Annotated in this window: 19 protein-coding genes and 1 pseudogene; 6 read left to right on the plus strand and 14 right to left on the minus strand. The window is 41.5% G+C overall.

From position 1 onward, the window contains the following. Window positions 1-47 precede the first annotated feature (47 nt). The 14 genes and pseudogenes from PSH54_RS11680 to hemA all read right to left on the minus strand — a co-directional run bounded on the left by PSH54_RS11680 (window position 48) and on the right by hemA (window position 15,193). Window positions 48-587, minus strand: a complete 540-nt coding sequence (locus PSH54_RS11680) for a hypothetical protein (RefSeq protein ID WP_273606206.1) — start codon at window positions 585-587, stop codon at window positions 48-50. Beyond that, window positions 588-3,899, minus strand: coding sequence for a PKD domain-containing protein (locus PSH54_RS11685; protein ID WP_273606207.1), 3,312 nt, complete (start codon window positions 3,897-3,899; stop codon window positions 588-590). Between the two features lie 17 nt (window positions 3,900-3,916). Next, window positions 3,917-5,002 carry a 23S rRNA (cytidine(2498)-2'-O)-methyltransferase RlmM gene (rlmM, locus tag PSH54_RS11690; RefSeq protein ID WP_273606208.1) on the minus strand — a complete coding sequence of 362 codons (1,086 nt, stop codon included), beginning with the start codon at window positions 5,000-5,002 and terminating at the stop codon, window positions 3,917-3,919. A gap of 17 nt (window positions 5,003-5,019) precedes the next feature. Beyond that, window positions 5,020-5,388 carry a DUF423 domain-containing protein gene (locus PSH54_RS11695; RefSeq protein WP_273606209.1) on the minus strand — a complete coding sequence of 123 codons (369 nt, stop codon included), beginning with the start codon at window positions 5,386-5,388 and terminating at the stop codon, window positions 5,020-5,022. Further along, window positions 5,385-6,020, minus strand: coding sequence for an alpha/beta family hydrolase (locus PSH54_RS11700; protein ID WP_024034183.1), 636 nt, complete (start codon window positions 6,018-6,020; stop codon window positions 5,385-5,387). The genes PSH54_RS11695 and PSH54_RS11700 overlap by 4 nt, the downstream gene beginning before the upstream one ends. 2 nt (window positions 6,021-6,022) lie before the next feature. Then, window positions 6,023-6,919 carry a transcriptional regulator GcvA gene (locus PSH54_RS11705; RefSeq protein ID WP_004588843.1) on the minus strand — a complete coding sequence of 299 codons (897 nt, stop codon included), beginning with the start codon at window positions 6,917-6,919 and terminating at the stop codon, window positions 6,023-6,025. 128 nt (window positions 6,920-7,047) lie between these two features. After that, on the minus strand, window positions 7,048-7,902 hold the full coding sequence (kdsA, locus tag PSH54_RS11710) for a 3-deoxy-8-phosphooctulonate synthase (RefSeq protein WP_024034184.1): 855 nt from the start codon (window positions 7,900-7,902) through the stop codon (window positions 7,048-7,050). Between the two features lie 9 nt (window positions 7,903-7,911). Further along, a complete protein-coding gene (locus PSH54_RS11715; protein WP_273606210.1) occupies window positions 7,912-9,165 on the minus strand; it encodes a DUF819 family protein in 1,254 nt (417 codons plus the stop codon). Window positions 9,166-9,179: 14 nt separating this feature from the next. Beyond that, window positions 9,180-10,007, minus strand: coding sequence for a tetratricopeptide repeat protein (locus PSH54_RS11720; protein WP_004588840.1), 828 nt, complete (start codon window positions 10,005-10,007; stop codon window positions 9,180-9,182). A 306-nt stretch (window positions 10,008-10,313) separates the two neighbouring features. Further along, window positions 10,314-10,688, minus strand: a complete 375-nt coding sequence (locus PSH54_RS11725) for a SirB2 family protein (RefSeq protein WP_064384853.1) — start codon at window positions 10,686-10,688, stop codon at window positions 10,314-10,316. A 314-nt stretch (window positions 10,689-11,002) separates the two neighbouring features. Then, window positions 11,003-11,944 (minus strand): annotated as a pseudogene (locus tag PSH54_RS11730) (DUF3369 domain-containing protein); the annotation flags it as partial. A 57-nt stretch (window positions 11,945-12,001) separates the two neighbouring features. Continuing rightward, the gene (gene prmC / locus PSH54_RS11735; protein ID WP_248534271.1) at window positions 12,002-12,841 is read right to left on the minus strand and encodes a peptide chain release factor N(5)-glutamine methyltransferase; all 840 of its coding nucleotides are present in this window, start codon (window positions 12,839-12,841) and stop codon (window positions 12,002-12,004) included. A 2-nt stretch (window positions 12,842-12,843) separates the two neighbouring features. Next, window positions 12,844-13,929: a peptide chain release factor 1 gene (gene prfA, locus PSH54_RS11740; RefSeq protein WP_004588836.1), complete on the minus strand. Its 1,086-nt coding sequence runs from the start codon at window positions 13,927-13,929 to the stop codon at window positions 12,844-12,846. A 7-nt stretch (window positions 13,930-13,936) separates the two neighbouring features. Then, the gene (gene hemA, locus PSH54_RS11745; RefSeq protein WP_004588835.1) at window positions 13,937-15,193 is read right to left on the minus strand and encodes a glutamyl-tRNA reductase; all 1,257 of its coding nucleotides are present in this window, start codon (window positions 15,191-15,193) and stop codon (window positions 13,937-13,939) included. 83 nt (window positions 15,194-15,276) lie between these two features. Here hemA and lolB point away from each other — a divergent pair, with 83 nt between their 5' ends. The 6 genes from lolB (at window position 15,277) to ychF (ending at window position 20,256) form a co-directional block, all read left to right on the plus strand. Beyond that, on the plus strand, window positions 15,277-15,864 hold the full coding sequence (gene lolB, locus PSH54_RS11750; RefSeq protein WP_273606211.1) for a lipoprotein insertase outer membrane protein LolB: 588 nt from the start codon (window positions 15,277-15,279) through the stop codon (window positions 15,862-15,864). Window positions 15,865-15,866: 2 nt separating this feature from the next. Then, window positions 15,867-16,724 (plus strand): 4-(cytidine 5'-diphospho)-2-C-methyl-D-erythritol kinase, encoded by an 858-nt coding sequence (gene ispE / locus PSH54_RS11755; protein WP_004588833.1) that lies wholly within the window; start codon window positions 15,867-15,869, stop codon window positions 16,722-16,724. 90 nt (window positions 16,725-16,814) lie between these two features. Further along, window positions 16,815-17,762 carry a ribose-phosphate pyrophosphokinase gene (locus PSH54_RS11760; RefSeq protein ID WP_004588832.1) on the plus strand — a complete coding sequence of 316 codons (948 nt, stop codon included), beginning with the start codon at window positions 16,815-16,817 and terminating at the stop codon, window positions 17,760-17,762. 151 nt (window positions 17,763-17,913) lie between these two features. Next, window positions 17,914-18,528 (plus strand): 50S ribosomal protein L25/general stress protein Ctc, encoded by a 615-nt coding sequence (locus PSH54_RS11765; protein WP_004588831.1) that lies wholly within the window; start codon window positions 17,914-17,916, stop codon window positions 18,526-18,528. Window positions 18,529-18,546: 18 nt separating this feature from the next. Next, window positions 18,547-19,131, plus strand: coding sequence for an aminoacyl-tRNA hydrolase (gene pth, locus PSH54_RS11770; protein ID WP_024033868.1), 585 nt, complete (start codon window positions 18,547-18,549; stop codon window positions 19,129-19,131). A 33-nt stretch (window positions 19,132-19,164) separates the two neighbouring features. Further along, window positions 19,165-20,256 (plus strand): redox-regulated ATPase YchF, encoded by a 1,092-nt coding sequence (gene ychF / locus PSH54_RS11775; protein ID WP_004588829.1) that lies wholly within the window; start codon window positions 19,165-19,167, stop codon window positions 20,254-20,256. Window positions 20,257-20,791 lie beyond the last annotated feature (535 nt).

A 20,791-nucleotide genomic window follows, 5' to 3' on the forward strand; every position in this document is an offset into this window, starting at 1 on the left:
AACACTATGGCAAATAATAAAAGCACCTTTTGGTGCTTTTATTTTATCTATATCAACTTAAGTGCAGTGTAATTTAGTCTTGCGCGCCTTGGCAGTGCTGCATTTTTTTCATCTTGTAAAGTAAACGCTGTGATCACTATCGAGAATAACTGCTTTTTAAAAGTAATGTTAATGACTTCGCCTATTTTAGTTTTATAAGTGTGTTGCTGATTAAACAATTTAAGTTCACCGTTACCTAATTGCTCAACATACAAATAGGGGGTGTGCAAAGGCAGTTTTAACCTTATAACATTTAAACTGCTTTGCTCCTGTACTGCAACCCACTCCCCATCTTTATAAAGCGTATTAAAACGCGTTATGCCCTCGGGCTGAAGTACAGAGTCGTTTTGTATTAAACACGTGCTGCACCCGTTTACACGCCTTTGCTGCCAATTTACTGGCTTGTTATTATAATAAAGCGCATCAGTTAGTAACCATTCACTACTATGGCTACTACTGGCTTTATTAATAGCACCTTGGCTACAGGCAGCAACTAAACAAATAATAGCTCCTTGTAAAAGTGCAGCTTTTATAAATCGGTAGCTCATTTAGCGCTCTTTAATTGCTTTAATTTGGTTAATTATAGCCTCGCTTGGCGCTGCTTCTTTTATATAGCTAGGCAATGAAGTAGAAACAGCTTGAACACGCTGCTGTTGATACAGCTTATGGCTCATCGTATTTGCCACACCAAATCGGTTACCTGCACTTTGTGAGTAAAACTGTAAGTTAATCATGCTCCACTCATCGGTATCCGTTAATACAGTAATTTGCGAGTCTTGGTTTGCATCAAAGTTAGTTAATGTATCGCCAAAAATTGCATTACAATTATAATCGACCGCCTCAGAGCCAGGCCTGTTTAATCCTGCGCTTTCATCAATAGCACTTTCATTTATATTTGCAGCGCTGCCGTTTGAATAATCAATGATAAAATCCTCCGTTGATCCTGTTTGATTGTTGGTATTTGGCACAAGGTCGCAGTTAATGTTGTTGGTATAAAACCGGTCGTAATAACGATCACCTTCGTTATTACCTATGCTTGCAAGCCCCGTTAATTGATATAGGTAATTCATTGAGCTTAAATGATTTGGCTTAAAGTTCACTTCTTCGTCGCCGCCATGATAAAGCCCTAAATTATGCCCCAACTCATGAAAAATAGTAGACGCTTGGTAATTATTCGTCACATTTTGTGATGTTTGATCATCAACCGATAACCCCCATCCGCCCATAGTCAGCATTAGGTCATTACCATTTATTTCGGCAATACCCGAGCCACTAATGCTGCCATCTTCGTTACCACTGTTTGCCATTAATAAATAATGAAAAATTGGGCGGCGCGTTGTATCGGCATATTCCATTTTATAGGCAAATAAATTAGCGGTACCTTGGTCATATTCAAAGGGCGTGTAACTGTTAAACGGTACGGTTGTACCGCCTCCTAAATCAAAGTTAGCGGTGGAAATACCTGTGCTTTGGTCAAACAAATCGCCTACATCAAAATGCACTGTGTAACCGTTACTTGCAAATACGCTTACTACTTTTTCTAATGCTGTACGCTGTGGCGTAATACCTATATCGGTACTGTCCATATAATCAATTTCTATAAATATATCTTTTTGATTTTCCCGTGCGCCCCATTCGTATAAAGGCAGCCCGCCAAACGTGGCGCCTTCTTGCTCACTGCAATCAGGGATCCCATCTAAATCTGTATCGGTATCACAGCTAATATCATTTTGACCTGCCGGCGTATTAAACACTGAGTAAACCCAATCACTTGCTTGATTAGTATCTGTTGCATTAAGCGCACGTTTTAAGCTTGAGCCTTGCTCGGCCTGCATTTGTGGTGCGTTATCGCCTTGCCATTGCGTGGCACTAACCGGTTGCTGGGTAGAATTACCAAATTTAACAAAGTCGATTGTTTGTGTGGCGGCGCTATTTAATAACTCTGCAAAGCCATTTATATACCAGTATGGGCGTAGCGCATCGCTTTGGTTACCCACCAGCACAATTTTAGGGTTATTAAGTGCCGCACTTGCTAAAAACTCATCACCAAAACGACTTTGCAGTAAAATATAACTGCCGTTTTCTAATACTTTGTTGGGTAATGTAAATACTTGCTCTGCACTCACTGAGCTATCAAGCATATTAATTGCGCGCGTTTTTAATGAATAGTTTTGCAAATTAACAGCCTCTCCTGTGCCGTTATAAATCTCTACCCAGGGCGTATCATTAGTAAATTGCACCGATATGAGTTCGGTTATTTTTAAATCTTGGGTTGAGGTGGTAAATTCACTCACTTGGCCTGCTGTCGCAGCAGTACCAGAAAAATTAACTAATTGGTCATTTACACGCACTTTGTAAAGCGTGTTTTCTGAAAAATCAGCGCTTAAGTTAACGTTTTTAAAATAGTCACTCGTCTCATCAGGCGCACCAGATACGCTCTCTACATTAAGTGCAACACAGCTTGAAAAATCATCACTTGATACCTGAACACTGCCTTCACAGCTCCCCGCGCTACTATTTACGGTTAACGAACTGCTCAGCATCACATCTGAAAACGTAATACTAATGGGGGTGTCAACCAATACCGGTTCATCTGCTCCATTAGGCGTTATTTCTGTCACCGTTGCAGCGCTGGTATCAATAATTGTCGTATTAAGTAAAAAGTTGGTGCTGTCTTCACCATCACTGGCGGTCAGTGTATAGCTTTTTGCAGAAATACTATTTACAGGCGGTGTGTAGCTAAAGCGCAGCGCTTGGGCATCAATAACGCTCACCTGCGCCCCTTCTAAGTCATCTGGAAAAGTAATTTGTACCGTATCGCCATCGGCATCATTTACCGTCAAATTAAATTCAGCACTTAAGTTATATTGCACCTCAACGGTTACATCGTCTGCCACAGGCGGATTGTTAGGCGGCACCACAATCACCGTTTTTTGGGCACTATTAGTTGCATCGTCGTTATCTCTAACGGTGGCTAAAAAGGTAATATTGGTATTTTGAGCAACCGTTGGAGCATTAAACGTAATGCTGGAGTCGGTTTGCGTAAATTCGACCACGGGGCCGTTTGTTTGCTGCCAGCTTAGCTCGCTAATGGTGCCATCGCTGTCCTGCGCTGTAGCTGTTATTGTCACTGACTCATTTTGCATTGCCTCGTCAGGCCCAGCTAAGGTAACACTAGGTGCGCTATTTAATTGCGTAATAAGTACCGTGGCACTGCTTTGTACAGTGCCCCCGGCATTGTCGGTTACAGTAACACTAAAACCAAGCGTTTCATTTTCACTTACATTTGGGGCGGTAAAGCTTAATTCACCTTCAGTTTGGCTAAATTCGATGGAGGAGCCAGCAGATTGTACCCACACTATGGCGCTAATTGTGCCATCTATGTCTTGTGCATTAGCAATTAAACTAACTTGGGTATTAGCCAGTGCACTACTTGGGCCTGTAATATTAACTGTGGGAGGGGTGTTTTGAACCGTGATAGTCCCAGAAAACACTTGCTCTGTAGTGGCGCCGTCATTATCGGTTACTAGCACCGAAAAGCTAAAATCAGTGTCGCTCTGTACACTGGGGGCCGTTGCTGTGAGTATGTTGCCATTGGCAGTAAAGGTAAATTCAGGCCCCGACAGCTGCTGCCATTGATAACTAGACACCTGCCCGTCACTATCGCTTGCCTGAGCCGTAATAGTAAAGGTTTGGTTAGCAATAATAACGCTGCTGCTTACATCAACACTCACAGTAGGGGCGGTATTGCCAGTTGAGCCACTATCGGTGGCGTCACTATCGCTGCCACCGCCGCAACCGGCTATTAAAAGTGATAAAAAAAGTAATCCTAGCCATTTATAAACATTATTTAATACCACTTTTATGCCTCTATGATTTAGCTATACAAATTTTGGGGCACCTTAACAACGTTTAAATGAACGGTAATTTCCTCACGATCATGATACAAATGCTTAGCTTGCAACTCATAGGTTATACCGTACTTAGTAAGCTCTTCTTTGATCATCGTTAGGCATTCATAAACACTATCAAAGCGTTTTTTCATAGGCAGCTTTAAATTAAATATCAGCTCTTTGGCGTATGCGTTTACTGCCCAGTCAATCATTAGATTAGTCACTTTGGCTGGTTTTTCCACCATATCGCACACTAACCAGTTAATATTTCTTTTTTCTGGGCGATATTTAAAACCATCGGCTCTAAAGTGTTTAACTTGGCCTGTTTCCATCAAACTATCGTTCATTGGGCCATTATCTATTGCGCTAACAAACATGCCTCTGCGTACTAATTGATAGGTCCAACCGCCTGGGCAAGCGCCTAAATCAACCCCTCGCATGCCTGGTTGTACTCGCGCTTCTCGCTCTTTTTCAGGAATAAAAACATTAAAGGCTTCGTCAAGTTTTAACGTTGAGCGGCTCGGTCCGTCACTTGGCATACGTAAACGTAAAATACCCATAAAAAACGGCGAATTATTATAACTATACGAATACCCTACATATGCGGCATTGTTTGCTAAAAATAGTACATGCATTATCGGGCGGTTTGCCTTTGGCTCACGTAATACCGTGTTTTGTTTTTCGAGTGCTTTTTTTAACGGCGTTGATATTTTTTTACAAAAGGTAAGCAGCTCTTTGCCTTCGTTAGTATCGGGGGTTTCTACGCGCAACTCACTACACAAAGGAAAATCCTTTGCGGCTTCTTTTAATGCAGTGACCCTATCTTCTACTGGCATATTTTCGATTAACGTGCCAGCAAACCACTGGCGCGCAAATACCATATTTTTAAAGTCGACCTTTTTGATTATTTCGTCGCTGTGTTGCGCTTCAAAACATTCATAAATCACGTAGCCGGTATTTGGTTTGGCTTTTACATAGCCGGCAAAACCTTGCTCGGCAGCATGAAACGTTATTTCAGCAGCCGCATCGTTTTCAAAACCACTACGACAATAAATCACAACACTAGACATATTAACCCTTAAACTCTTTAAAACTTAAATCGTGCAACTTGCACTAAAATAACAGCCCAACCAATTATAAAACATAACCCACCTAATGGGGTTATTGGGCCTAACCACTTCATGCCGCTTAGGGCTAGTAAATATAAACTGCCACTAAAAAGCAGTGTACCGGCAATAAAAAAACCTCCCGCCACGGTTAAATTAATACCCCACTTAATAAGAATCGCCACGGCTATAAGCGCTAAACCATGCACCATTTGATACTCAGCTGCGGTTTTAAATACCCCGAGTGAATACTCAGTTAAACGGCTTTTTAAGCCATGTGCGGCAAATGCCCCTAACATAACCGACAGCATGCAAAAAAAGCTGCCCGTGAGTAAAAATAATTTAATCATAATTGCTCCACTCTATTGGCTATAAATTTACTTGCTTCAAGCGCTGCAGTTTCACGGTTTTGCAGCTCGCTCACACCACTTTTTTTGCGTGGTTTGAGTGAATGGTCGCCATCGCTAAGCCACACATAGCTTGGCTGTTTTGGCATAGAAAGCGTTTTAAGCTCTTCACGGGTGCCAAAGGTATCTCGCTCGCCTTGTAAGACTAAAAACGGGCAAGGTATGTCTGCAAAATGATCGGTGCGTAGCTTATCTAGCTTACCGGGCGGATGAAACGGATAGCCAAACGCTAATACACCTACAATCGGTTGTGTAGAGCTACAGGCAAGCATAGACGCCATACGCCCGCCCATCGACTTGCCGCCAATAAATAACGGTAAATTAGGCTGCGCATTTGTTAGTACTTGCTCGTAATAAGCTAACAGTTTAGGGGCTCGCTCTGGGGGTCTACGTTTTTGTGTTTGTTTAGCAATTTGCATGTATTCAAAATCAAATAAACCTACATCAATACCCTGCGCACTGATGAGTTTAGCCATATGCTGCATAAAATCAGAATCTGATCCAGCTCCGGCACCATGCGCAAATATAAACTGTGCAATAGCAGGCTGCGTTGCGCTTTTAAACCATTCAATCATTATTAATACTCTTGTTCTTGTTCAACTAAGCTCAGCATCCAATCTTTAAACGAGACTATTTTACCCAGCTCTGTTTGCGATTCTCTAATCACTAAGTAATACGCGTTTTTACTCTCTAAGCTGTGGCTAAATGGGATCACTAAACGGCCCGCGTCAATATCGGGTTTGGCAAGCACACTATTGCCTATTGCTACACCTTGACCGTGCACCGCGGCTTGGAGCACCATTGATGAGTGGCTAAATATAGGACCTTGATTCACTTGTACATTACGTACACCCGCCGTTTTCATCCAGGTTTTCCAGTTACGGCGCGTGGTATCGTGCAGCAAAGTGTGCTGGGCTAAGTCACTCGGTTGATTAAGCGGTTTATGCCCGCTTAATAACAGTGGGCTACATAAAGGCACTAAATACTCGGTGTGCAATTTGTAAGTTTGAACTCCACTCCAGTGGCCTCGGCCGTAGTAAATAGCAATATCTACATCATCGGTTAACGAGTTTTCGTCTTGGTCTTGCGCTTTTATACGCACATCTATTTCGGGGTGGAGTTCGTTAAATAAACTTAATCGAGGTACCAACCACTGAATTGCAAAACTCGGGGTTAAACTTACGGTAAGCGAGCCTTTTGCACCGCGAGCAAGTAGCTTTTCGGTGGCATCTATCAGCTGGGTAAAAATCTCTTTAATATCTAAAAAGTAGCCTTGGCCTTCTTCGGTTAATAATAACGAGCGATTTTTACGTAAAAACAATTTTAAGCCTAAATGCTCTTCAAGGGTTTTAATTTGATGGCTCACTGCCGCTTGCGTTACATACAGCTCTTCCGCTGCTTTAGTAAAGCTTAAATGGCGTGCCGCGGCTTCAAAAGCTTTAAGTGCGTTTAATGGGGGGACTCGTCTTGACATAGTAACCAAGCTTAGAATTAGTTTTTCTTATGCGTAAGATTATATACAGCATCGTTGTGTGTGTATATTAATGGAATAAAAAAAGCGACCTAAGTCGCTTTTTAACTATTACCTAAATAGGTGTTAAATTATAAATCGCTTGCGCTTGTATCTAGTGGTGCAAAGCTTTTAATTAAATCATCTACCGCTTTCATTTGCGATAAGTACCCTTCAAGCTTGCTAAGTGCCAATGCACATGGACCATCACACTTTGCTTCATTAGGGTTAGGGTGCGCTTCAATAAATAAGCCCGCAATGCCCAGTGCCATGCCGCTGCGAGCAAGCTCGGCAGCTTGTGCACGGCGTCCATCAGCAGAGTCAGCTCGCCCGCCTGGGCGCTGTAGTGCATGGGTGGCATCAAAAATAACCGGTGCCATGGCTTTCATGTCATCCATACCTAGCATATCAACAACTAAGTTGTTGTAGCCAAAGCTTGAGCCGCGCTCACACAGTGCAACATTATCATTACCTGCTTCATTAAATTTAGTAATGATATGACGCATTTCGTGTGGGGCTAAAAACTGTGGTTTTTTCACATTAATAATGGCACCCGTTTTAGCCATAGCTACCACTAAATCTGTTTGGCGTGCTAAAAATGCAGGTAACTGAATTACATCAACCACTTCAGCAACAGGCGCTGCTTGGTGTGGTTCGTGCACGTCGGTTATAAGCGGGATATTAAAGGTATTTTTAATCTCTTCAAATATTTTTAAGCCTTCTTCCATACCAGGCCCGCGGTAAGAATTTATTGATGAGCGATTCGCTTTATCAAACGAGGCTTTAAATACATAAGGAATATTTAATTTAGACGTTACTTCTACATAGTGCTCTGCAATGCGCATTGCTAAATCGCGCGACTCTAAAACATTCATACCACCAAATAATACAAATGGTTTGTCGTTTGCCAGCTCAATATTATTAATATCAATTACTTGGTTGTTCATTTAAATTCCTTAAGGTGCAACTGCTTGCATCATTAATCCACAAATGTAGGCCATATATGTACCTACACCATACCCTAGTACAGCTAATAAAACGCCCACTGGCGCAAGCGAAGGGTGAAACGCAGAAGCCACCACAGGCGCCGACGCAGCGCCGCCAACGTTAGCTTGCGAGCCCACCGCCATATAAAATAACGGGGCTTTTATTACTTTGGCTACAATCAGCATTAAACTTGCGTGTGTTAGCATCCAAATAGCCCCAATTAAAAATAACCCAGGGTTACTAAATATAGCGGTTACGTTCATATGTAAGCCAATTGATGCCACTAAAATATATAAAAAGCTTGAAGCCACTTTTGATGCGCCAAACGCTTCTATTTGCCTTACTTTAGTAAATGATAAACTAATACCAATCGTGGTTGAAATAACAATTAGCCAAAAGAATTTACTGTTTAAGCTGTACTCTTTAGCCCACGCATAATTGTTTGCAAAAAACGGCCCTAAAAAGTCGGCACAAAAATGAGCTAGCCCAGTTATACCAAATGCTATGGCAATAATGGTCATGTAGTCATTGAGTGTCGGCATGCGGGCATGCTCTGCATGGTATTGCTCAACACGGCTTTTTAAATCTTCTATGGCGGTTGTATCAGCCCCTGTTGCGGCATCAATTTTTTTATGGTTTGCAGCCATTAGTAATAAAACAGCCATCCAAATATTCGCCACAATCACATCAACGGTCACCATAACCGAGAATATATCGCCGCCCACTTCAAACATTTCTTTCATTGAAGCTTGGTTAGCGCCGCCGCCAATCCAGCTGCCGGCAACCGTTGTCATACCACGCCAAACAGCATCTGGGCCGTGGCCGCCTACTAAATCAGGGCTAAATACACTAACCACTAAAATAGATAAAGGCCCACCAATCACAATGCCCAACGTACCCACTAAAAACATAATTAGCGCTTTGGGGCCTAAATTAATAATCGCTTTTAAATCAATACTAATAGTAAGTAAGATTAAACATGCTGGTAGCAAATAGCGCGAAGCAACATAGTAAACATTTGAACTATGTCCATCTACAATGCCAAACGTATTGAGTAAAGAAGGTAAAAAGTAACACAGCAATAATGCTGGTACATATTTATAAAATGCTTTTAGTTTGGGGTTTTCGCTGCTAGAGGTTTTAAAAATGAACCCTAAAATTACAGCAAGCAAACCCAGTACAACAGCATCATTGGTAATTAATGCAGTGTGAGTATCAGCCATATTTGTTCCTATTCTTAATGGTGTGTTTTATTATTATCTTCAAGTTCTTCTAGTTGATGCTGAATAATTTCAATTGCCGGATCGTCCGGGCACTCATCAATAAAAAACTGTAAATCATCGCGTGCCATTTTAGGACAATCTAACTGATTGAGTAAGTAACCTCTGTCGCGTCTCTCGTACGGGTCATCGCCTAATAGCTCCATTAGCAACTCAACACATACCAGCGCGTGGCCAAATTTATTTTCGCTAATAAACGACCATTTTTGCTGCGCTAAAAACAATTTATAAACTTCATCGTTATAAATAAGTTCAAGTGGCTCTTGCTCTTGGCCATTTTCTTCATCCGCATTTTCAGGAATGATGTACCAGCTTTGTTGCCCACTGCTAGGCTCAATAATGTAGCCTTCTTCATCACTTATTGCGACATGCACGCTAATATCGCCCTGGTTAATACACACACTTGCATCTAATTGCGCTTGCTCAAGCAAATGGCTTAATAAAATACCTAATGTGGTTATAGAGCCGCTGCGCATAGTGAGTGTATAGCTTAAGCTATTTATTTTATGCTCTGGCACCTTTAGCCCAGAGGCGCTAAATAGCCATTTGCTATAAAAAATATCAAGAAGGGCTTCTAATCTATCGTGTGGGTCTTTTTGCTTTGCGCACATAGCAGTGATCTGCTGCTCAAAGTCAGTTAATACAGAAAAAGTTGGCGCTAAATCTATTTGAGGGTCCCATTTCGACTCTGCATTAATACACCGATAAAGTGGCGGTGGAGTAAATTCATCATATGCATCATCTAAATAAGATTCGTCGTGTTCGTCATACCCGAGGGTGGTCATCAATACTACAACATTTATTAAAAAACGAAGGCGTAGTTTACCTAATTTTACGGATAGTTACCAATACAGCGAAGCTCCCACCCGCAATTATACCCCAGAGGTGTGCTTTATAGTAAAAGGAGTAGCCAGCATGGCTGAAAAATGGTGAAGGCTATGAGACGTGCAGAGGTGTATTAACTGTGTTAACTGTTACGTGATTTCCTTAGGGGTTTAAGCCCCTTACGTATAAGTCCTTTTCCTTTAAGTATCGTGCGTGTTTAAAAAGTATATACACGCACCGACACTTAACTTGCAACAGAGTAGGTATTATAAAAGTAGCGGCGATTTTGCCGTTGCCAAATACCCTATTGCTAAAATCACAACCGTGTTTACTACCACATACATAATTTTTGGCAGCGTATTAGTTTGTTTAGCACTAATAATACCTATCGCAATATAAATCACTACAAGCACTATTTTTTCTAATAACCATAGTTGCTCAAAGGGGTTTATTTTTGCCATGAACACCAATGTTATTGCAGAAATAAGTAATAAAGTGTCAATGCTGTGACTGCCAATAAAAACCAGTTTATTTTTGGCAAGCTTGCCACTGCCCATACGCGAAAAAGAGCGGATGTAAAATAAGATAACGCTTAGCATAGCAATTGCCATGTGTGAGTGTTTTACTGCTAAATAATCCATAAGCCTCAGTACTTTTTGTTTTGTTAAATTTAGTTAAGTGCGTTTAATACCAATCCGCTTAATTAAGTGATCTATTTTGAGGATGGAAAAACGTGTTGATAGCTAGGCAAAAAATTTGCTATTTAGTTGTTCTAAATGAGAATTTTTTAACGCTGATAGCAACACGTTTAGCCCCCTCAAAATGATTAAGTATTATTGCTGCTTGGTATAATACCAAGCCCTACGCACTGCTTTGGCTATTATGCCTCACAAACTAAAAAGCACATAGTCGCAAGGCTATGTGCTTTTTAAATTTATAGTAACGATTAACGTTGTTGTCGTTGCACGTTCTCAAATGCTAGTTGTACATTTTGCGAAAAAATCTCAATTAAATTACGTTGCGTATCGGTTATATTTTTAGGGATCCCCGATATAAATAACATCGAATTGTGATTGTACTCGCTGCTACAATAAGCAAATAAATAGTTATCTTTATAAATTATGCTTTTATCTTTAAGTGCTTGATGACACGCCTCTAGTTGCTCGTTTTGCAGCACCGCATCTAACTCTTTACCCTCGCTTTGCTCAAACTCACCGGTACCAGAGCGTACTATTAGCTTATCGTTACTATTTTCTTGCGTATTTTGCGCCACTAACGTAGTGGCATACACCGCTTGATCGGCAATGCCTAATAACGAAGTAAGTTGCTGCATCACCCCTTCAATAAACTGCTCTATTGAACGCGTGGCAAATATATCGCGCGAGGCAACAATAATTTTTTCAAGCCCTTCGCGAGATTGCTCTATAGAAATAATATCGCGATACGAGCGTAAGCTCGACATAATCACAGTAAACAGCTTTTGCGCTGTCAGCTCTGTTTTCGATTTATAGTCGTTAATATCGTAATTAATAATAACTTGGCGTTCAGGCGCCTGCCCAGGCTGACCGGTTCTTAAAATAATGCGAATATGATTATTATTAGCTTCTTCGCGAATAAATTTAGCAACCTGTAACCCAGCGTCATCTGTTTCCATTACCACATCTAGCAGTACAATAGCGGCATCTGGGTGCGCATTTATTAATTCTTTTGCTTCAGCGCCCGAGTATGCGCTTAAAAATTCTAAACGTTTGTTCTGAAATTCAAAATCACTCAACGCAAGCTTTGTAACAGCATGAACTTCAGGTTCGTCATCAACGATTAATACTTTCCAAGTGCCAAGCTCTACTTCACTTTCTAACTCATCTGGCTCATCTGAAAATAAAAAATCACCCATCATATTAAAGGTTCCTTAATGCATTTATAGAACACACAATCATGGCTGTTTATTATCAAATTAAGGCCACTGTGCGAGCGTTACACGATCGTTATTTCCCAAGTCTTTTACTGTTTTAATATTTATATACGCCATTTGCTTAAACAAATGCCGAACAGCTTCACCCTGTTCAAAACCATGTTCTATTAAAAGATAGCCACTAGGGAGCAAATAGTCACGTGATTGTGTAATTATTTGTTTTATATCAGCCATTCCTGCCTCATCGGCCACTAACGCAGAAAGAGGTTCAAAGCGCACATCCCCTTCTTTTAAATGTTTATCGTCGTGTTCAATGTACGGTGGGTTGGTCACAATTAAATTAAACTGCTCATTTTTCAGCGCGCTAAACCAGTTACTTTGCTTAACTTGCACATTATTAATGGCTAAACGCTGCTGATTCCGAGTCGCTAAGGCCACCGCATCTGCTACTTTATCGACTGCTGTAATTTGCCATGTTGGCATTTCACTGCCAAGTGCAAGTGCAATAGCGCCGGTGCCAGTGCCTAAATCAAGCACTTTTGCTTGCTCAGGCACGGTAAGTGCTAAAGCTTGCTCAACGAGTGTTTCGGTATCAGGCCTAGGAATAAGCGTCGTGGCATTCACCTCGAGCGCTAAGCTCCAAAATTCGCGCTGGCCAATAATATGCGCTACGGGTTCACCATTTAAACGCCGTTCACAAAATTCATCATATTGGCGCTGTTCGTCGCTGCTAAGTAGGTTATCTGGCCAGGTAAATAAGTAACTGCGGGGTTTTTGAAGAATATGTAACAGCAGTACTTGTGCGTCTAATTTAGCGCTGTCGCTAGTTGGTGCAAGTTTAGTTGCACCAACCGCTATTGCCTGCTCAAGCGTGTGGCTCACAATTACTCATCGCCCATGGCGGCAAGTAAATCAGCCTGATGCTCTTGCATTAATGGATCGATAATTGCGCCTAAATCACCAGTTACCACTTCGTTTAAGCGATAAAGCGTTAAATTAATACGGTGATCGGTAATACGCCCTTGCGGGTAGTTGTAAGTACGAATACGCTCAGAGCGATCGCCACTGCCCACTAGGTTACGGCGCTCAGAGGCCTCAGCCGCATGACGTTTTTCATCTTCGGCTTGCTGTAAACGCGCGGCAAGTACCGACATCGCTTTAGCACGGTTTTTATGTTGCGAACGCTCATCCTGACACTCAACCACAACACCCGTTGGAATATGAGTAATACGAATTGCCGAGTCGGTTTTATTTACGTGCTGACCACCGGCGCCAGAGGCTCTAAAGGTATCTACTTTTATATCGGCGGTGTTTATTTCAATGGCTTCAGCTTCAGGAATTTCGGCCATTACTGCGACCGTACACGCAGAGGTATGTACACGCCCTTGCGACTCAGTCTCTGGTACACGTTGTACACGGTGAGCGCCCGATTCAAACTTAAGCTTACCGTACACACCTTCACCGCTAATATTTGCGATAACTTCTTTGTAGCCGCCGTGTTCACCTTCGTTGGTGCTCACCACTTCAACTTTCCATTTTTGTGTTTCGGCGTAACGGCTGTACATTCTGAATAAATCGCCTGCAAAAATAGCCGCTTCGTCACCACCGGTACCCGCACGTACTTCTAAAAATACATTGTTGTTATCTTTAGGATCTTTAGGAAGCATAAGCACTTGCAGCTCATCTTCTAATGATAAAATTTGCGCTTTAGCTTCTTTGTATTCTTCTTGCGCCATTTCACGCATATCTGGGTCTGAATCTTTTAACATTTCTTCAGCAGTCGCTACATCGTCTTGTGCTTGTTGGTATGCTAAAAATGTTTTTACAATTTCTTCAAGCTCAGAGTATTCTTTTGAAAGAGCACGAAAGCGGTTTTGATCACTAATGACCGACGGATCGCTCAGTAGCGCTTGTACTTCTTCGTAGCGCTCTACTAAGGTTTCTAATTTACGATATACAGACTCTTTCATTTAACTGTTATTCCTGATCAATACCTAACATTTTTTTCAACTGAGTTAGTTGTGCCACTTCACCTTTTTTAGCCGCATCTTGAATTGCACGGGTAGGCGCGTGCATTAAGCGGTTGGTTAATTTATTGGCCAACTCTAATATAATTTTTTCTGCGTCTTTACCTGTATTTAGCTGACTAACCGCCCGCTCAACAAGTTCTGACTTAATGGTTTGTACGTCGTTTCGGTAGTGGCGAATTAAATCAACCGAATCGAGAGAGCGAACCCACATTTCAAATTCTTTTACGCGTTCGCTTATTATTAATTGTGCTTGTTCTGCCGCCTGTTCACGCGCGGCCATATTCTCGCTTACAATGGCTTGTAAGTCATCAACGGAATATAAATAGGCTGCGTCAAGCTCGCCTACTTGGCTTTCTATATCGCGTGGTACGGCAATATCAATAAACAGCATAGGTTTATGGCGGCGCTGTTTTAATGCTTGCTCCACCACCCCTTTGCCTATAATTGGTAACGTACTGGCGGTTGAGCTAATAACAATATCGGCTTTGTGTAAACGCTCAGGTAGTTGTGCCAGCGCAATCACATCGGCCGACACTTCCTGCGCTAAACCGCGTGCACGCTCAATGGTTCTATTAGCAACCGTAATTTGTTGCGGCTCATTTTGATATAAATGTTTAGCTACAAGCTCTATTGTTTCGCCGGCACCAATTAATAACACATTGGTTTTATCAAGCTTGCCATAAATATGTTTTGCTAAATTAACCGCTGCAAACGCCACCGACACAGCACTGGCACCAATATCGGTGTCGGTACGGACCTGCTTAGCTACCGAAAAGGTTTTTTGAAACAACCTATCAAACTTAACGCCTACAGCATCGTGTGTTTTGGCGCTATGATAAGCTTGCTTAATTTGCCCTAAAATTTGCGGCTCGCCCAATACCAACGAATCTAAGCCGCACGCAACACGCATTAAATGATTAATGGCTGCATCACCTTGGTGGCAATATATATTTTTGCTCAGTTCGTGTTCATCCAAACCATGGAAACTGGCAAGCCATGCTAGCAGTGCTTGGGAATTTGACTGCTCAAGGCTACAATAGATTTCGGTACGGTTACAGGTAGATACAATAACGGCTTCGTTAAAGTCGGCATGACCGCTTAATTGCTGGAGCGCCTCAGACATTTGCTCAGGCGAAAAAGCCACTTTTTCACGTAATTCTACGGATGCGGTTTTGTGATTTATACCAAGTGCTATGATGGTCATATTTGCCAAATATTGCTGCGCCCTACTTTAAAGGCGGCAATTTTACCAAAAATCAGCGGAATATGGAAAGTAAGGAACAACATTTGATTCGACATTATTTAATTTTATTCACTCTTTTTTTGTTTTTAGCGGGCTGCGCCCACCAAATTGATACAGAAACAACGCTTTACGATGATTGGAAACCACGCTTAGCAGCGCAAAAAACCTGGCAAGCACAAGGTAAATTAGCGTTTATAAGCCCTGATGAGCGCCAATCTGCAAACTTAAATTGGCAACAAGACGAAAAACAAAACAACTTAGTGCTCACTACGTTTATTGGTACTCGTATATTGTCGCTTAAACAAACCCGCACAGGTGCGGTGCTTGATTACGACGATAAAACATACACAGACACTAACGCCGCGTTATTATTAAAACGCTTAACCGGTTTTGACCTGCCAGTTGATAACGCCGATAACTGGTTAAAAGGCACATTAACGTCGCAAACATTAAAAGTAGACGAACTTGGCCGTGCACAACAAGTTATTTGGTACGATAACAGCAATAAAAAGTGGCAAATAACGTATTCAAACTATAAACAGCAAGGTGGCTTTTGGGTTCCTGGCAATGTCACGCTAAAACATCAGCAAATTAAAATCAAAATTCAACTCTACAATTGGCAATTTAATTAAGTATGAATACTAAAACAGCTTTTTCGGTCATTGCACCGGCAAAACTTAACTTATTTTTACACATCAATGCGCGCCGTGATGACGGTTATCACGAACTAGAAACCTTATTTACCTTTTTAAATTTTGGCGACACACTCGACTTTTCAGTTAACGAAGCGCCCACTATTTTAATAACGGGTGATACGAAAGGCATAGCAGATTGCGATAATCTCATCTATAAAGCCGCGTTATTGCTTAAAAATCACTGTGGTATTTCATCAGGTGTAAAAATAAATCTCACTAAACGTTTACCTATGGGTGGCGGTGTAGGAGGCGGTTCATCTGATGCAGCCACCACGTTACTTGCACTTAATAAAATGTGGAATACACAACTAAATATTGATGAATTAGCAAACTTAGGCTTGCAATTAGGCGCCGACGTGCCGGTATTTATTCGTGGTAAAAGCGCCATAGCACACGGTATTGGCGAACAATTGGTTGACGTAGAGCTTGAACAAAAATGGTATTGCGTTGTACACCCTAATCAGCATGTCAGTACCGCTAAAATATTCACTCACCCAGATTTAAAACGCGATACACCAAAAATTTCAGGTGATTGGCGAACCCATAAATTAACCAACGATTGTGAGCCTTTAGTTAAAAAGCTCTGCCCCGAGGTTGAAAAAACCCTGCAGTGGTTGCTAAAATACGCCCCGTCGAAGATGACCGGAACAGGTTCATGTTGTTTTGTCGAATTTGCTAGCCAAGTTCAAGCACAAGATGTACTTGATAACCTCCCCCATACTTGGCAGGGTTTTGTTGCTTCTAGCGCAAATGTCTCACCTGCTCATACGGAGCTTGCCGCCATATTCGATCAATGAAGTAACGTACAAGTAATCATAAGTTAACGCGTAGTGGGTTTTACCTATTTACCCGTTAGTCCAAAAATTCAGTGCCTGAGGAACCCTACCGTGCCTGACATGAAGCTCTTCGCTGGTAACGCAACACCTGAGTTAGCTCAAAAAGTTGCAAAACGTTTGTATATTGAATTAGGCGATGCTGTTGTTGGCCGTTTTAGCGACGGTGAGATCAGTGTTCAAATAAATGAAAATGTTCGTGGCTCGGATGTTTTTATCTTGCAATCAACCTGTGCCCCTACTAACGATAACCTAATGGAACTTATCGTTATGGTTGATGCTCTACGTCGTGCATCAGCAGGTCGTATTACTGCCGTCATTCCTTATTTTGGTTATGCACGTCAAGACCGTCGAGTACGTTCTGCGCGCGTTCCAATTACCGCTAAAGTTGTTGCCGATTTCTTATCAAGTGTAGGTGTTGACCGCGTTCTTACGGTTGATTTACACGCTGAGCAAATACAAGGTTTCTTTGACGTACCAGTAGATAACGTATTTGGTAGCCCTGTATTACTTGAAGATATGGAAGAGCGTGAGTTTGAAGACGTTGTTGTAGTATCACCAGATATTGGTGGTGTAGTACGTGCCCGTGCTATTGCAAAACTACTTCACGACACAGACCTTGCTATTATTGATAAACGTCGCCCTCAAGCAAACGTTTCTCAAGTAATGCATATTATTGGTGATGTTGAAGGCCGCGACTGTATTATCGTAGATGATATGATTGATACCGGTGGTACTTTATGTAAAGCCGCAGAAGCACTTAAAGAACACGGTGCTAAACGCGTATTTGCCTATGCAACGCACCCTATTTTATCTGGCAAAGCTGCAGAGAACATTCGTAACTCAGTAATTGATGAAGTAATTGTAACTGACTCAATTCCGTTATCTGATGAATTAAAAGCGCTTGATAAAGTAAAAGTACTGACTCTTGCTGACATGTTAGCCGAAACAATTCGTCGCATCAGCAATGAAGAATCCATTTCAGCGATGTTTGAACACTAAAATCACACATTCGTTGGAACATATAAGCGCCTTTTGGCGCTTTTTTTGTATGTGTTGTTTATTTTATCGGGGGGCGGTGTTATGATAGCGCGCCTTTTGGGTAGGGACCTTGGTCGCAAAGGCCCTAACACTTTTAATTATTGGAGACATTATGTCTAACGAAACTTATACTTACAACGCTGAACTTCGCGTAGAAACTGGTACTGGTGCGAGCCGCCGCCTACGTCGCGAAGACAAAGTACCTGCTATCCTTTACGGTGCAGATAAAGAAGCGGTATCGCTTACTCTTGCTCATAAAGACATGATCAAAGCACAAGAAAGCGAAGGTTTTTACACGCACATTCTTACGCTAAATGTTGGCGGCGAGTCTGTTGAAGCTATCTTAAAAGATATTCAACGTCACCCATTCAAGCCAAAAATCACTCACCTTGATTTCCAACGTGTAGATGCAACTCACAAATTAGTAACTAAAGTTCCTCTTCACTTCATCGGTGAAGAAGCAGTTACTAAAGCTGGCGCAACGGTTGTTCACCAGTTAACTGAAGTTGAGATTTCTTGTCTTCCTAAAGCACTTCCAGAATTCGTTGAAGTTAACGTTTCTAATTTAGTAGTTGGTGATTCAGTTCACATTTCTGACCTTGAACTTCCTTCAGGTGTTCAGTCTGTTGAACTAGGTAAAGGCGAAGGCCACGACCTGTCAGTAGTTACAATCAAAGCTAACAAAGCAGCTCCTACTGAAGAAGAAGCTTCAGACGCTGCTGAATAATATTTAAGGTCTTGCACCTTGAATTCTATTCAAATGCTTGTGGGCCTGGCTAATCCAGGCCCCGAATACGCAAACACACGCCACAATGCAGGTGCTTGGTTCATTGAAGAACTCGCAGCACGCTACAACTGCACGCTCAAACACGATCCTAAATATCACGGCCTAACTGGCAAAGTGATCATCCAAGGCCAAGAATTCAAATTATTGATCCCCACCACCTACATGAACTTAAGTGGTAAAGCGGTCGGTAGTTTAGCCAATTTTTTCAAAATCCCCGTGGAAAACATACTTGTTGCCCATGACGAAATGGATTTAGACCCAGGCGTTGCCAAACTTAAAAAAGGTGGCGGTCATGGCGGTCATAATGGCTTAAAAGACATTATTGCAAAAATGGCAAACCAAAAAGATTTTATGCGTTTACGCATAGGTATCGGTCATCCAGGGCATCGTGAAATGGTTACCGGTTGGGTGCTTGGAAAAGCAGCCAAAGAAGACCAAGAAAAAATGGATGCAGCGGTTGATGAAGCAGTTCGTTGTATGGAAATACTTGCAAAAGATGGTGTGTTAAAAGCACAAAACAGACTACATTCTTTTAAACCATAATCGTTTAAACGAATCTTAACAAGGTATCTTACTATGGGTTTTAAATGTGGCATCGTTGGCTTGCCTAATGTTGGTAAATCAACGCTTTTTAATGCACTAACTAAAGCGGGTATTGAAGCCGCTAACTTTCCTTTTTGTACCATCGAACCTAACACAGGTGTAGTACCGGTACCCGATCCTCGCTTAGACGAGCTAGCAAAAATTGTAAATCCTCAACGTATTCTACCTACCAGTATGGAATTTGTTGATATTGCTGGTTTAGTAAAAGGCGCATCAAAAGGTGAAGGTTTAGGAAACCAATTTTTAGCAAACATTCGTGAAACGGATGCAATTGGCCATGTAGTTCGCTGTTTTGAAGACGAAAACGTAATTCACGTTGCAGGTACTATTGACCCTGCTGACGATATTGACGTTATCAATACCGAATTAGTACTTGCCGATATGGACAGCGCTGATAAAGCAATTTTCCGTAACGCTAAAAAAGCGAAAGGCGGCGATAAAGACGCTAAAGAGCAAAATGCAGTACTTGAAAAAGTTAAAGTACACTTAGACGAAGGGTTAACACTTCGCTCTTTAGAGCTTACTAAAGAAGAAAAAGCAGCAATTAGCTCAATTAACTTCTTAACTATTAAGCCTACTATGTACATCGCTAACGTAGCTGAAGATGGCTTTGAAAATAACCCACACCTTGACCGTGTACGTGCTATTGCAGAGTCTGAAGATGCTGTAGTAATTCCGGTGTGTGCTGCAATCGAATCTGAGCTTTCTGAACTAGATGAAGAAGACAAGCTTGAATTTATGGCAGACCTAGGTTTAGAAGAACCAGGCCTAAACCGTGTTATTCGCGGTGGTTACGAGCTATTGCATTTACAAACCTACTTCACAGCAGGTGTAAAAGAAGTACGCGCGTGGACTATTCCAGTAGGTGCAACTGCGCCACAAGCGGCTGGTAAAATTCACACCGACTTTGAACGTGGCTTTATTCGCGCACAAACCATTGCTTATGACGACTACATTGCCTTTAATGGCGAAGGTGGCGCTAAAGAAGCCGGTAAAATGCGTCAAGAAGGTAAAGAGTACATTGTTAAAGATGGCGATGTAATGAACTTCTTGTTCAACGTATAATTACGCCTAAACAATCTGTTTATAAAAGCCCGCTTAATGCGGGTTTTTTTATGCCTTTATCTAAATAAGTTTTATCCCAAAAGACAAATGGCCTTAATCACTTTTAGCTTTTTAAACCAATTAGCATAATTAAGCGATCTATTTTGGGGATAGAAAAACCTGTTGATAGCTAGGAAAATTCGCTATTTAGTTGTTCTAAAATAATTTATTAACACAGATAGCGACACGTTTAGTCCCTAAAAATGATATAAGTATTATTACGGATTGGTATTATACTAACGAGCTAAGTTAAATACTTTATTTAGCGTGATAAATACGCATCAGTAATAAGCAAATTACCCTACCAACTACCCCCACAAGGTGATTAATATGTAATTTTTAACGCAACTAGCGCAAGTTATGCCTACTTAAAATGATTGCATAACCTGGTTGTTAAGTATCATAGCTTCATTCAATAGCTAAAATACTCAATAAACTCGGTTTTAATACAACTTGATCACAAAGCGACTGCATAAATACTCAGCAGTTTTTATAT

The organism is Pseudoalteromonas sp. Angola-30, assembly GCF_028599215.1.
GTDB lineage: Bacteria > Pseudomonadota > Gammaproteobacteria > Enterobacterales > Alteromonadaceae > Pseudoalteromonas > Pseudoalteromonas atlantica.

What these genes read in the sequence shown, in the direction of transcription:
- PSH54_RS11680 (WP_273606206.1), bottom strand. Translation starts at nt 587, where the DNA reads ATGAGCTACCGATTTATAAAAGCTGCACTTTTACAAGGAGCTATTATT.
- rlmM (WP_273606208.1), bottom strand. Translation starts at nt 5,002, where the DNA reads ATGTCTAGTGTTGTGATTTATTGTCGTAGTGGTTTTGAAAACGATGCG.
- PSH54_RS11695 (WP_273606209.1), bottom strand. Translation starts at nt 5,388, where the DNA reads ATGATTAAATTATTTTTACTCACGGGCAGCTTTTTTTGCATGCTGTCG.
- PSH54_RS11700 (WP_024034183.1), bottom strand. Translation starts at nt 6,020, where the DNA reads ATGATTGAATGGTTTAAAAGCGCAACGCAGCCTGCTATTGCACAGTTT.
- PSH54_RS11705 (WP_004588843.1), bottom strand. Translation starts at nt 6,919, where the DNA reads ATGTCAAGACGAGTCCCCCCATTAAACGCACTTAAAGCTTTTGAAGCC.
- kdsA (WP_024034184.1), bottom strand. Translation starts at nt 7,902, where the DNA reads ATGAACAACCAAGTAATTGATATTAATAATATTGAGCTGGCAAACGAC.
- PSH54_RS11715 (WP_273606210.1), bottom strand. Translation starts at nt 9,165, where the DNA reads ATGGCTGATACTCACACTGCATTAATTACCAATGATGCTGTTGTACTG.
- PSH54_RS11720 (WP_004588840.1), bottom strand. Translation starts at nt 10,007, where the DNA reads ATGACCACCCTCGGGTATGACGAACACGACGAATCTTATTTAGATGAT.
- PSH54_RS11725 (WP_064384853.1), bottom strand. Translation starts at nt 10,688, where the DNA reads ATGGATTATTTAGCAGTAAAACACTCACACATGGCAATTGCTATGCTA.
- prfA (WP_004588836.1), bottom strand. Translation starts at nt 13,929, where the DNA reads ATGAAAGAGTCTGTATATCGTAAATTAGAAACCTTAGTAGAGCGCTAC.
- hemA (WP_004588835.1), bottom strand. Translation starts at nt 15,193, where the DNA reads ATGACCATCATAGCACTTGGTATAAATCACAAAACCGCATCCGTAGAA.
- ispE (WP_004588833.1), top strand. Translation starts at nt 15,867, where the DNA reads ATGAATACTAAAACAGCTTTTTCGGTCATTGCACCGGCAAAACTTAAC.
- PSH54_RS11765 (WP_004588831.1), top strand. Translation starts at nt 17,914, where the DNA reads ATGTCTAACGAAACTTATACTTACAACGCTGAACTTCGCGTAGAAACT.
- ychF (WP_004588829.1), top strand. Translation starts at nt 19,165, where the DNA reads ATGGGTTTTAAATGTGGCATCGTTGGCTTGCCTAATGTTGGTAAATCA.